The organism is Streptomyces sp. AF1A, assembly GCF_047340315.1.
Classification (GTDB): domain Bacteria; phylum Actinomycetota; class Actinomycetes; order Streptomycetales; family Streptomycetaceae; genus Streptomyces.
Genome location: NZ_JBLEBI010000010.1, coordinates 1 through 12,086 on the forward strand (window position 1 = coordinate 1; position 12,086 = coordinate 12,086).

At 70.9% G+C, this 12,086-nt stretch carries 13 protein-coding genes; 10 read left to right on the forward strand and 3 right to left on the reverse strand.

All coding sequences use genetic code 11. The features are described 5' to 3' along the window. Positions 1-19 precede the first annotated feature (19 nt). The 9 genes from ACLU3S_RS05200 to ACLU3S_RS05240 all read left to right on the forward strand — a co-directional run bounded on the left by ACLU3S_RS05200 (position 20) and on the right by ACLU3S_RS05240 (position 7,892). Positions 20-664: an HAD family hydrolase gene (locus tag ACLU3S_RS05200; RefSeq protein WP_413950529.1), complete on the forward strand. Its 645-nt coding sequence runs from the start codon at positions 20-22 to the stop codon at positions 662-664. 93 nt (positions 665-757) lie between these two features. Further along, on the forward strand, positions 758-1,489 hold the full coding sequence (locus ACLU3S_RS05205) for a VC0807 family protein (RefSeq protein WP_413950530.1): 732 nt from the start codon (positions 758-760) through the stop codon (positions 1,487-1,489). A gap of 119 nt (positions 1,490-1,608) precedes the next feature. After that, positions 1,609-2,826, forward strand: coding sequence for an MFS transporter (locus ACLU3S_RS05210; RefSeq protein ID WP_413950531.1), 1,218 nt, complete (start codon positions 1,609-1,611; stop codon positions 2,824-2,826). Further along, positions 2,777-3,949: an acetoin utilization protein AcuC gene (locus tag ACLU3S_RS05215; protein WP_413950532.1), complete on the forward strand. Its 1,173-nt coding sequence runs from the start codon at positions 2,777-2,779 to the stop codon at positions 3,947-3,949. Before ACLU3S_RS05210 ends, ACLU3S_RS05215 begins: the two co-directional genes overlap by 50 nt. 207 nt (positions 3,950-4,156) lie before the next feature. After that, positions 4,157-4,972, forward strand: coding sequence for a phosphatase (locus ACLU3S_RS05220; protein WP_413950533.1), 816 nt, complete (start codon positions 4,157-4,159; stop codon positions 4,970-4,972). A 129-nt stretch (positions 4,973-5,101) separates the two neighbouring features. After that, on the forward strand, positions 5,102-5,314 hold the full coding sequence (locus ACLU3S_RS05225; protein ID WP_413950534.1) for a helix-turn-helix domain-containing protein: 213 nt from the start codon (positions 5,102-5,104) through the stop codon (positions 5,312-5,314). A 133-nt stretch (positions 5,315-5,447) separates the two neighbouring features. Continuing rightward, on the forward strand, positions 5,448-5,546 hold the full coding sequence (locus ACLU3S_RS05230; protein WP_003948845.1) for a 30S ribosomal protein bS22: 99 nt from the start codon (positions 5,448-5,450) through the stop codon (positions 5,544-5,546). 205 nt (positions 5,547-5,751) lie between these two features. Then, on the forward strand, positions 5,752-6,813 hold the full coding sequence (locus tag ACLU3S_RS05235; protein ID WP_413950535.1) for an NAD-dependent epimerase/dehydratase family protein: 1,062 nt from the start codon (positions 5,752-5,754) through the stop codon (positions 6,811-6,813). A 14-nt stretch (positions 6,814-6,827) separates the two neighbouring features. After that, on the forward strand, positions 6,828-7,892 hold the full coding sequence (locus ACLU3S_RS05240) for a lysophospholipid acyltransferase family protein (protein WP_413950536.1): 1,065 nt from the start codon (positions 6,828-6,830) through the stop codon (positions 7,890-7,892). Between the two features lie 70 nt (positions 7,893-7,962). Here the strand turns inward: ACLU3S_RS05240 and ACLU3S_RS05245 are convergent, their stop codons facing one another. From ACLU3S_RS05245 to ACLU3S_RS05255, 3 genes are all read right to left on the reverse strand, one after another. After that, positions 7,963-9,195, reverse strand: a complete 1,233-nt coding sequence (locus ACLU3S_RS05245) for a DUF5667 domain-containing protein (RefSeq protein WP_413950537.1) — start codon at positions 9,193-9,195, stop codon at positions 7,963-7,965. Positions 9,196-9,456: 261 nt separating this feature from the next. Further along, the gene (locus ACLU3S_RS05250) at positions 9,457-10,236 is read right to left on the reverse strand and encodes an ECF subfamily RNA polymerase sigma factor, BldN family (protein WP_413950538.1); all 780 of its coding nucleotides are present in this window, start codon (positions 10,234-10,236) and stop codon (positions 9,457-9,459) included. Positions 10,237-10,560: 324 nt separating this feature from the next. Beyond that, positions 10,561-11,481 carry an HAD family hydrolase gene (locus tag ACLU3S_RS05255; protein ID WP_413950539.1) on the reverse strand — a complete coding sequence of 307 codons (921 nt, stop codon included), beginning with the start codon at positions 11,479-11,481 and terminating at the stop codon, positions 10,561-10,563. 201 nt (positions 11,482-11,682) lie between these two features. On the opposite strand from ACLU3S_RS05255, the gene ACLU3S_RS05260 reads away from it, so the two are divergent. Next, the gene (locus ACLU3S_RS05260; protein WP_413950540.1) at positions 11,683-11,964 is read left to right on the forward strand and encodes a glutaredoxin family protein; all 282 of its coding nucleotides are present in this window, start codon (positions 11,683-11,685) and stop codon (positions 11,962-11,964) included. Positions 11,965-12,086: the final 122 nt, after the last annotated feature.

The window sequence follows — 12,086 nt, forward strand, 5'->3', positions numbered from 1 at the left end:
CCGCGTTTAGGGTTGGGTCATGCGCTACGACCTCATCATCTTCGACAACGACGGTGTCCTTGTCGACAGCGAGCCCATTTCCAACCGGCACCTGGCCGCCTATCTGACCGAGCTCGGGCACCCGACGTCGTACGAGGACTCCCTGCGTGACTACATGGGGTCGGCGATGCACAGGATCCACGACCTGGTTCTGGAACGGACCGGGCAGCGGCTTCCGGACGACTTCGACGACGTCTTCCACGCACGTGTCTTCGCCGCGTTCGAGCGGGAGTTGCAGCCCGTGCCCGGCGCGGTCGACGTACTGGAGAAGCTGACGGCGGACGGGACGCCGTACTGCGTGGCCTCCTCCGGCAGCCACGAGCGGATACGGGTGGGGCACCGGACCACCGGGCTCGATCGGTGGTTCACGGGCGAGCACATCTTCAGCTCGCAGGACGTGGGGCGGGGCAAGCCGGCACCCGATCTCTTCCTGTACGCGGCCGAACGGATGGGCGTCGCCCCGGCGCGGTGCGTGGTCGTGGAGGACTCTCCGCTGGGCGTGCAGGCGGCCGTGGCGGCCGGGATGGACGTGTACGGGTTCACGGCCATGACGCCGGCGGCGCGGCTCGCGGGGGCCACTCAACTCTTCGGCAGCATGGGGGAATTGGCTGACCTGCTGGTATGACGCGCGCCATCCGCCGGCGCCTGACATTTGTCATGCGGACGTCCGGACGATCGTTTCTACTGGTGGGCCCCCTCCAGCGGCGAAGCTGAGGGCATGACGAAGAACACGGGGGCCACAGGCCGGAGCGAGCACCAGAAGCAGAACCCGAGCGTGCTGGACAACTTCCGTCCGCTGATCGTGGACGTGGCGGTGCCGCTCGGCTCGTACTACCTCATCAAGGACGCCTTCGGGATGAGCACCTTCGCCGCGCTCGCCTGGAGCAGCGTGGTGCCGGCGGCGCGGACGCTGTGGAGTCTGGTGCGGGAGCGGCGGACCAATGCTCTGGCCGGGCTCATCCTGGCCGTCAACCTCGTCTCGTTGCTGCTGAGCTTCGTCTCCGGCGACCCGCGGCTGATGCTGGCCAAGGACGGTGCGATCAGCAGCGCGGTCGGCATCGGCATCCTGGTCTCGGTCCGGCTCGGACGGCCGATGATGACCGCAGGCATCAAGCCCTTCATGGTCAAGGGCGACCCTGCGAAGGAGGCCGCCTGGCAGCGGCTCGTCTCCGGGGCGTCGGTCCGGTCGGGGGCCTTCCTGCGCAAGGAGAAGGTGTTCTCGGTCGTCTGGGGTGTGGCGCTGCTCGTCGAGTGCATCGCGCGGGTCGTGGGTGCGTACACCATCCCCGTGGACACGATGGTGTGGCTCGGCACCGTCTTCCTGATCGCCTCGATGGTGATCGCGTTCGTGGCCAGCGGCGGGCTGGCCGTCGACCCGATGGAGAAGGCGCTGGCCGCCGAGCTGGAGGGCGGTCCGGCCGAGCGCACCGCGGTCGGCGCCGCCGCCTGAGCGCCGGTCCCGACGGAACCGGTCACTCGGTCCCCGCCCGCCGGAGCCATTGAAGCTGAAGGAAATTCATCTTTGGCTGGATCTACCCAGCAGTAGCCCGGGGCCCTACGCTCGCCGCCATGACCGATGTGCTGCGGCGCGGCAGGGCCTCGCTGGCGTTCAGCTTCTTCGCCCAGGGCGTCACCTTCGCCCTGCTGGTGACGCGGATCCCCGCCATCCAGGACCGGTACGGAGTCTCCGACGCGCTGCTGCCGGTCTTCCTGGCCGCCGTACCGGTCCTCGCCGGGGTCGGCAGCGTCACCACCGAGCAGCTGGTGAGGCGGACACGGCCCAGTCTGCTGCTGCGCTCGTCCCAGCCCGTGGTGCTCCTGGCGCTGCTCGGCGTCGGGGCGGGCGGCCGGGGGCAGGTGGCCGCGCTGGCGGTGGCGCTGGCCGCCTTCGGGCTGGCCGTGGGGGCGCTCGACGCCTCCATGAACATGCTCGGGGTGAGCCTGCAGCGCACGTACGGCCGCAGCATCATGCTCAGCTTCCACGCCGCCTACAGCCTGGGCGGGATCGTCGGGGCCTCGCTGGCCTGGGCGGGCGCGCACTGGCATCTCGCGCTGTGGGTGTCGTACCTGCCGGTGGTGGCCGTACTGCTGCCGGCGACGCTGGTGGGCAGCCGCTGGTACGTCGACGGCGACCGGGCGCCCCTGGGCGAGGAGCCGGGGCGCGGCGGGGGTGTCGTCTTCAAGCTGCTGCTGCCGCTGTGCCTGGTGATGACCTTCGCCTACATCGGGGACTCGACCGTCTCCAACTGGAGCGCGAAGTACCTGAAGGACGTGCTGGGCAGCTCGGAGCAGCTGGCGACCGTGCCGTACAACGTGTACATGGTGACCACGCTGCTGGGGCGGGCGATCGGCGACTTCGGGGTGCGGCGCTTCGGGGCCGTGGCCGTCGTACGGCTCGGGGCGCTGGTGGCGGCCGGCGGGTTCGCGGTGGTGGCCTCGGCGCCCGGGGCGTGGGTGGGGATGCTCGGGTTCACCCTGCTGGGCCTCGGGCTGTGCGTGCTGGTGCCGCAGACGTTCGCGGCGGCGGGGCGGCTGTTCCCCGGGGCCTCGGACGCGGCCGTGGCGCGGCTCAACATCTTCAATTACGTCGGCTTTCTGGTCGGTTCGCCGTTGGTGGGCGCCCTTGGCGACGCGTGGAGCTATCGCGGGGCGATGCTTGTGCCGATGGTGTTGGTGCTGGTGACGTTCGGGTACGCCAGGTCGTTCGCGGCTCAACCGGACCGCTACGGTGGCGGGCATGAGCGGCCGCGCACAGCTGATGTGGGACGAGGCGGTAACGGGCTATGACTTCGGCCGGGACCATCCGATGGATCCGGTCCGGCTGGCACTGACCCGGAGCCTGGTGAGTGCCTTCGGGCTCGACCGGAAGATGGAGGTCGTCGCGGCGAAACCGGCCGGGGAGTCGACGCTGCGGCTGGTCCACCGGGAGGACTACATCGAGGCCGTGAAGTCCGCGTCCGCCGATCCGGCGGGGGCGGACATCTCCTACGGGCTCGGGACCCTCGACGACCCCGCCTTCGCGGGGATGCACGAGGTGTCCGCGCTGATCGCGGGACAGTCGGTGGGCGCGGCGGAGGCGGTGTGGCGGGGGGACGCCGAGCACGCCGTGAACTTCGCGGGCGGACTGCATCACGCGATGCCGGGGGCCGCGTCCGGGTTCTGCGTCTACAACGACGCGGCCCTGGCCGTCGCGCGGCTGCTGGAGCTGGGGGCCGAGCGGGTCGCGTACGTGGACGTGGACGTGCACCACGGGGACGGGGTGCAGGCCGCGTTCTGGGAGGACCCGCGGGTGCTGACGATCTCGCTGCACGAGCATCCCCGGACGTTGTTCCCGCAGACCGGGTGGCCGCAGGAGACGGGCGCCGGGGCGGGGGAGGGGGCCGCCGTGAACGTGGCGCTGCCGGCGGGCACCGGGGACGCGGGGTGGCTGCGGGCGTTTCACGCGGTGGTGCCGGAGCTGCTCGCCGAGTTCCGGCCGCAGGTGCTCGTCACCCAGCACGGTGCGGACACGCATTTCGAGGATCCGCTGGCGCATCTGGCCGTGTCGCTGGATGCGCAGCGGGCGGTGCAGGTGGCGTGTCACGAGCTGGCGCACGAACACGCCGGGGGGAAGTGGATCGCGCTCGGGGGCGGGGGATACGCGGTGGTGGAGGTCGTGCCGCGGTCCTGGACGCACCTCGTGGGGATCGCCGCGGGCAGGCCGGTGGCGCCGGAGACGATGATCCCCGAGGGGTGGCGGCAGGAAGTGTTCGCGCGGACACGGCAGTTGGGGCCGCAGCGGATGACCGATGGACGATGGCCGGTGAGTTGGGCGTCCTGGGACGTGGGGTACGACCCCGCCGACCGTCTTGATCAGGCCGTGCTGGCGACCAGGCGTGCGGTGTTCCCGCTGCGGGGGCTGTTGCCGTGACCGGCCGGGGGCTGTGCTCCCCGGAGCCCGGTTTCCCGCCCGCCCGCCCGTCCGTCCCGCCCGTCCGTCCCGGTCGCCTGAGAGGGCGCCCTGCCTTGCCGGGCAGGGGGCCGGAGCGCCGGCCCACCACCGTGCCGTTACGCCAACCGTGCGCACTTCCCCCCGTTTCCCTGCTCTCGGCCACCCCCATGAGTCACCATCGCACCCGTGGTGACCCCCGCCGAGATTCGTGCGCATCTGCTGGCTGTGCGGCTGGCCGGAGTGGTGGGGACCTCGCGGGAGGTGAGTCTGCGGAGGTATCGGCTGTTCGCCGCGCGGGATCCCCGGGTGCTGATCGGGATTGATCCTGAAGGGATATGGGGACAACGGGAACTGCTCGCTTTGATGGCGGAGAGGTGCGGGGTTTCGGCCGATCCGCGGCACACTGCCGGTCCGGATGTGATCGACCCGGAGCGTACGCTGGCCGCGCTGGACGCCTTCGCGGGCCGGCTGCGGGAGGTGGCCCGGCGCGGGGCGCCGGTGCTGTTCGGAACCGGGCACCCGCGGCCGCTGCTCGGGTTCTACGCCGGCTTGGCGGACGCGCTCTCGGCGGCGGGGTGTGAGGTACTCACCCCCGCGCAGGGTCGCTGTGTCGACATATTGACCCGGTTCGGTCTACGCACGCACCGGCTCGACTACGTACGAGGTGTCGCGTTGGTGCGGGAAACCGACGCCGGGCGCCCGGGTTGTGAGCCGGGCGCACACAGCCACTCGCCGCTGCCGGTTCGGGTCGTGCTGGAGGCCGCGGCGGCGGGCGGAGGGCCGCTGCCCGAGCTGGTCGTCGGGGACCACGGGTGGGCCTGTGGCGCAGGTCAGCTGGGGTTCGAGGCCATCGGACTCGCCGACACCGACGATCCCGCGCTGTTCGTGGGGGAGGCGGAGGGAGTCGTGTCCGCCGTCGTTCCACTTGATGACGGGGTGCGGTCTAGTTACTACCGTCCGCTGACCCGCTACGTACTCGAACGAGCGTGTCTGTCACAGTAGGCCGCCGATGGGTGCACCTCTTCCCCACTCGCATCACCCGCCCCTAGTCTGGGGAGTGAGCACGCAACGACGAAGAGTCACCGGAAGGGGAAGCCGGTGGCCGTCGAGTGCGGAAGGTGCAGGTGTGTCATGGCTGCAGCTGGCGAGAGGCCTCTGAACGAGGTTCAGTTCCTGACCGTGGCGGAGGTCGCCACGGTGATGCGAGTGTCGAAGATGACCGTGTACCGCCTGGTGCACAGCGGTCATCTGCCCGCGATCCGGGTGGGGCGGTCCTTCCGCGTCCCGGAACAGGCGGTACACGAGTACCTCCGCGACAGCTATGTGGGGGTGGAGACGGTCTGACGACACCTCCGGGGGACCTCGGAGGACCCTCGATTACGACCTCGGCGCCCGGTTGGGTAGGCTAGCCCCTCGTAGGTCGTGTGGGCCCATGGCGCCCAAACAACCGAGTGATGAGAAGTGAGCGAGGGTAGTCGTGGGCTCTGTTATCAAGAAGCGGCGCAAGCGGATGGCCAAGAAGAAGCACCGCAAGCTGCTCAAGCGCACGCGCGTTCAGCGTCGTAACAAGAAGTAGGCGGCGCCGCGAGAGCGTGTCCCGATGGCCCCCCATCAGATGTGGTGGGGGGCCATCGGCATCTTTCGCCACCCGCGGGCGGCCGCCCGGCGAATTTCCGTCACGTCGCGCATCGGGTGGTCATCACAGCGCAACATCGACCCGATAGGTTGGCCGCACACGGGGAACGCGGGACACCAGTAACGCGGGAAGGAAGGCGCTGATCTTGGGAAAGGTCGTGCTCGTCACCGGAGTGGCCCGGCAGCTGGGCGGCCGGTTCGTGCGGCGGATCCAGCGGGACCCGGAGGTCGACCGTGTGGTCGCGGTGGACGCGGTGCCGCCGGCGCACCATCTGGGCGGGGCCGACTTCATCCAGGCCGACATCCGGCAGCCGACGATCGCCCGGGTGCTCGCCGAGACGGCCGCCGACACCGTCGTCCACCTGGACGTGACGGGCACCGCCCTGGGCGGCGGCAACCGGGCCACGGTCAAGGAGACCAACGTCATCGGCACCATGCAGCTCCTCGGCGCCTGCCAGAAGTCGCCGGCGGTGAAGCGGCTGGTGGTCAAGTCCAGCACCAACGTCTACGGGTCCGCGCCGCGGGATCCCGCCGTGTTCACCGAGACGACCCCGCCCAAGTCGCTGCCCAGCGGCGGGTTCGCGAAGGACGCCGTCGAGGTCGAGGGGTACGTGCGCGGGTTCGCGCGGCGGCGCCCGGACGTGGCCGTGTGCGTGCTGCGGTTCGCCAACATCCTCGGGCCGTCCGCCGACACCCCGCTCGCCTCGTACTTCGCGCTGCCCGTCCTGCCGACCGTGTTCGGCTACGACCCGCGGCTGCAGTTCGTGCACGAGGACGACGTCGTCGAGGTGCTGCGGATCGCCTCGCACGAGCCGCGCCGGGGCACCATCAACAGCGGCACCTTCAACATCGCCGGAGACGGCGTGCTGCTGCTCTCCCAGTGCTCCCGGCGGCTCGGGCGGCCCACCGTGCCGCTGCTGCTGCCCGCGGTCACCTGGGCGGGCTCTTTGGTACGTACGCTGGGCATGACGGACTTTTCGCCGGAGCAGATCCGGCTGCTGACCCACGGGCGGGTGGTGGACACCGTCCAGATGCGCGAGACGCTGGGCTTCACGCCCAGGTACACGACTGCGGAAACGTTCACTGACTTCGCCCGCGGCCAGGGCCCGGGGCTGCTGCCACCGGAGGCCCTCGCGGGGGCCGTCGACCGGATCGCCGCGCTGGCCACGCCGGGCGGCGACCGGCCCACGACGCACACCGCCAACTGAGGAGCGCAGCAACGATGGCGGACGCCAAGGTCATTCCGTTCGACGACGACCGCTCGCGCGGGAGCGCTACGCAGCGCCCGGCGCGGCGCCGGAGCGCGGGCAGCCGGCGCGGTGAGGCCGGCGAGATGGGCGAGGTCCAGGCACTGCCGGGCCGGGCCCGGGCGCAGGAAGATGAGCCGGTGAGCGGTGACGACAAGCCCCAGGAGCCCCAGGAGCCGTCGCGGTCCGGAGACCGGGAGGGCGGCCTGGAGCGCCGGGTCGCGGCCGGGCTGGCGTTTCTGCGGCGCCGGCTGACCGGGGACTACGAGGTCGACGACTTCGGCTACGACGAGGAGCTGACCGACCAGGTCCTGATGTCGCTGCTGCGGCCGGTGTACGAGAAGTACTTCCGGGTCGAGGTGAAGGGCATCGAGAACATCCCGGCCGAGGGCGGGGCGCTGATCGTCGCCAACCACTCCGGGACGCTGCCGCTGGACGGCCTGATGATGCAGGTCGCCGTGCACGACCGCCATCCCGCGGGCCGGCATCTGCGGCTGCTCGCCGCCGACCTGGTCTTCGTGCTGCCGGTGGTGAACGAGTTGGCCCGCAAGCTGGGGCACACCCTGGCCTGCGCGGAGGACGCCGAACGGCTGCTGGGTCAGGGCGAGCTGGTCGGGGTGATGCCCGAGGGGTTCAAGGGCATCGGGAAACCTTTCAGCGAGCGCTACAAACTGCAGCGGTTCGGCCGCGGTGGCTTCGTGTCGACCGCGCTGCGGCAGGGCGCGCCGATCGTCCCCTGCTCGATCGTCGGGGCGGAGGAGATCTACCCGATGATCGGCAACGCGAAGACGCTCGCCCGGCTGCTGGGCTTTCCCTACTTCCCGCTGACGCCGACCTTCCCGTGGCTCGGGCCGCTGGGTGCCGTCCCGCTGCCCACCAAGTGGACGATCCAGTTCGGCGAGCCCATCCGGACGGACGGCTATCCGCCGGAGGCCGCCGAGGACCCGATGCTGATGTTCAACCTGACCGACCAGGTCCGCGAGCAGATCCAGCACACGCTGTACAAGCTGCTGGTGCAGCGCAGGTCGGTGTTCTTCTGACCGGCCCGTGAGGACGACGGTGGGGCGCCCCTGCTCGGGAAGGGGCGCCCCACCGGCATGTCGTACGGCGTCAGTCCGCGTCCTGGTTGTCGATGCCCAGGCCGGGCAGCAGGCCCGGCAGGAGCGGCGGGAGCGTGACGTCCGGGACGCCCGTCGGGGGCTTGCTGGTGGACGGCGCGCCGCTGCCGTTGCCGGTCTTCGGCGGGTCGAGCAGGCCGCCGGTGCTGCCGCCGAGCAGGCCCTCGCCGCCGGTGCCGGTGGCGGAACCGCTCGGGTCGCCGGGGCTCGCGTGTCCGCCGGCGGACGGGGTCTGGCCGGAGGAGCTGGGCGCGGTCGACCGCTGGGTGCCGGAGGAACCGGGAGACGCCGAGCCGGAGCCCTGGTGCTTGCCCTTGCCGCCCTGGGCCGGCGACTGCGGAAGCAGGGACTGCAGCGGGGCGACCTCCTGGTCTATGGCGTCGAAGACCGACGACACCTGCTGTTTGACGTCCCCGAGTTGCACGGGCAGCTTGTCGCTCAGCGCGCTCCACGCCTCGCGATGGGAGCGGGAGAAGGCGGAGAGCGCCTGGATCGGGCCCAGTGATTCGGGGTCGGCCTCGTAGGCGGCGTGCAGCAGGCGGTGGCCCTCGGTCACGTCGTGCTGCATCCCGGACAGGGTGCGGCGGATCTCGCCGATGGACTCGTGGTCGAGGTGGCCGCCGCGGCCGCGCTCCATCAGCCGGCGTGCCTCGTTGAGCCGGGTGGAGGCCTGGTCGAGGTAGGTCTGACCGCGCTGGTCGTTGCCGTCGGTCAGGTAGTTGAGCTTGAAGTCCTCGATGCCGCGTTTGAGGCCGTACAGCGAGTCACCGGGCAGGGCGTCGGAGCTGGCGGCGGCGACCCCGCCGAAGGCTCCGGCGGCCACGCCCACGCTCAGTCCGCCGGCCGCGAGGCCCTTGGTCAGCCGGGAACGCGGCCGGAGTTTGCCCAGCGGACTCGCCCGGTGGGCGCCCTTGGCCCGGTGGCCCCGCTGTTCCGGTACCGACGTGTCCGCCGCCCCGGTTCCCTCCTGGAGCATGGCCTCCATCGCGGCCACCAGCTGCGCGCGCTGGACGGCCTTGACGCCGGGGTCGAGCTGCGGTTTGGGCAGCGCGCCGAGACCCGCCGCGAGGGCCAGCAGCCCGCGCTGCTCGGTCTGTTCCTCGGCGGTCGGCGGTGAAGTCGCCGGGCTTGCTGACTGCTCGGCCGCCGTGTCCCGGTCGGACTGCTCCTCCAGGGCCTGGGCGAAGGCGTTCGCCCGCCGGTGCGCCGATACGTTCGCGATCACTGGCGGCACCTCCTCTCGTCATGACGGTCGACTCCCCAGGGGGTCCTGAGGGTTGCACGCCCACGACCACTTCCACACGATCGAGCGATCAGGGTCGGCCAGGACGTGACCACAGGGAGCCTGTATCCCGCACAACGACTGGCGCGGCACTTGGGTTACGGACGGCGGATGATCGGAGCGGAAAGGCAACGGGCTTTCACTGTAGGTGAGTTGAGGATCGCCCTGCGTGGTGCTGCGGGGCACGTGCCTCGGGCGGGCGGTTCAGCGGGCGTCGTCCGGCAGGAGCCGGGCGAGCGTGCGCACGGCGCGGTACTGGAGGGTCTTGATGGCGCCCTCGTTCTTGCCCATGACGCGGGCGGTCTCGGCGACCGAGAGGCCCTGCAGGAAGCGGAGCGTCACGCACTCCTGCTGCTGCGGGTTCAGCCGGCGCACGGCGTCGAGGAGCGCGGCGTTGGACAGCGACTCCAGGACGGAGTCCTCCGGGGAGCGCTCGACCTCGTTGGCGTCCAGCATCTCGCCGGTGGTCACTTCGAGGCGGAAGCGGCTGGACTTGAAGTGGTCGGCGACCAGGTTCCGGGCGATCGTGACCAGCCACGCCCCGAAGTCCCGGCCCTGCCAGGTGAAGGTGCCGATCCTGCGCAGGGCCCGCAGAAAGGTCTCGCTCGTCAGGTCCTCGGCCGTCGCGCGGCCGCCGACGCGGTAGTAGATGTACCGATACACCGTGTCGCTGTACTGGTCGTACAGCCGTCCGAAGGCCTCGGCCTCGCCCGCCTGGGCGCGTTCGACCAGGTCCATCATCCGGGCGCTGTCGCTGTCGGCGGCCGGACGGCGGGCCGGGGCGGCACCGGTGGAGCGCCCTCGTCTGCCCACGGCGGCGCTGCCGTCGGCCAGTGCGTAGCACGGGCCCACGGGCGCGGCCGCGGCGAAGGCGGGGACGGCGTACGCGGTGGGGACGAGGCCGCGCAGCGTCTCTTTGACCGTTGCGACTGTTGCGCGCAGCGTAGCCAGGCCCGAGGCGTCAACCCCGACGTGTGGGTACACGGGACTCCCAGAGGCAGAGCTTCCATCACGTGCAGTGCGGGACCGTTCACCCGTCGTGGCGACGGAGGGGTACCGGTTTGCGTCTGAGGAGAATAACGCTTCGTGCAGGCACTGCTACACCGAGTTGCTCAAATCATCGATTGCGTCGCTTCTGTCACCGATTGATGCCCTGTCAAGTTCCCTAGCTTGACCGTTTATTGATCGAAAAAGGGCGGGTTTCGGTGAAGTCCGGGGCGTGTTGAAGTGGCCGCGGCATAATTCGGGCGCGCGGAACTGTTACCGGGTCGTGCTGGGGGTGGCGCCCCGCCGACAGGCGGCGCCGCCCTATCGGCGCCGTCGGCTCAGGGCGATGGCCGCAGCGGTGCCGCCGGCGACCGCGCCGACACCTGCCGCCGCCGGGATGCCGACCTTCGCCGCCTTGCGGCCGGTGCGGTAGTCCCGCAGCCGCCAGTCCTTCTCGCGGGCGTGCTTGCGCAGCTTGGCGTCGGGGTTGATGGCGTAGGGGTGGCCGACGAGGGACAGCATCGGGATGTCGTTGTGGCTGTCGCTGTACGCGGCGCAGCGGGAGAGGTCCAGCCCCTCCGCGGCGGCCAGCGCGCGGACCGCCTCCGCCTTGGCCGGGCCGTGCAGGGGCTCGCCGACCAGCCTGCCGGTGTAGACGCCGTCGACGGACTCCGCGACCGTGCCGAGCGCGCCGGTGAGGCCCAGGCGGCGGGTGATGACCTGGGCGATCTCCACCGGAGCCGCCGTGACCAGCCAGACCTTCTGGCCCGCGTCCAGGTGGGCCTGGGCGAGGGCGCGGGTGCCGGGCCAGATGCGGTCGGCCATGTACTCGTCGTAGATCTCCTCGCCGATGGACTCCAGCTCGGCGACGCGGTGGCCCTTGACGATGGACAGCGCCGAGTCGCGGGCGTCCTGCATGTGTTCGGGGTCCTCGACGCCGGCCAGCCGGAACCACGCCTGCTGCCAGGCGAACTTGGCGAGGTCGCGGGTCTCGAAGAACTTCCGCTTGTACAGGCCGCGGCCGAAGTGGAACAGCGCGGCGCCCTGCATCACGGTGTTGTCGAGGTCGAAGAAGGCAGCCGCCTTGTCGTCGCCCGGCACCGGGAACTCAGGTTCCTGCGGCGAGACCGGCGCAGCCTCCTGCGAGGACTTGCGGGCAGCCTCCGCCGAGGCCTCGCCTGCCAACACGCTCCGCGCCGTGGCGGAGCGCCTACGGGGGGTGAGCCATCCGAGAGCGGCCATGTCGTGAGCATAGCCAGTCTGTTCGGTACTTCCGGAGCGGCGACGTTCGAAGGGCGTGAACTCTGCGCGACCGCGCCGTTAAGGAAGGCGGAGAAGAGGGCGGAGAAGAAGGCGGAGGGCGAGGCGCACGGCGAGTCGCGGGTGGAGCCCGTGGAGGAGGCGGGGAACGGGACGGCGAAGACGCCCGGGCGGCGCGGGAGAATGGCCGGTATGAGTCCACTCTTCCGACGTAAGGCCGAGCCCCGCGAGCGGCTGGTCACGCTCATCCGCAAGCCGGGCTGTCATCTGTGCGACGACGCGGAGGTCGCGATCGAGAAGGTCTGCGGGGAACTCGGTGTGCCCTGGGAGCAGCGGGACATCACCGAGGACCAGGCCCTGCACGACCAGTACTGGGAGCAGATCCCGGTCGTACTGATCGACGGTGAGCAGCACACCTTCTGGCGCGTGAACGAGGACCGGCTGCGCCAGGCACTGACCGAGTAGTCCAACTGATCCCGAAGGCGCTCAGGATCTACGGCAGCTTGATCTCGGGGGCGGGAATTGTGAGGAGAGTGTGCGATTTTGCCCCCAGTAATGAAGGAACGGCGCTGCGTATCCACGGGTTC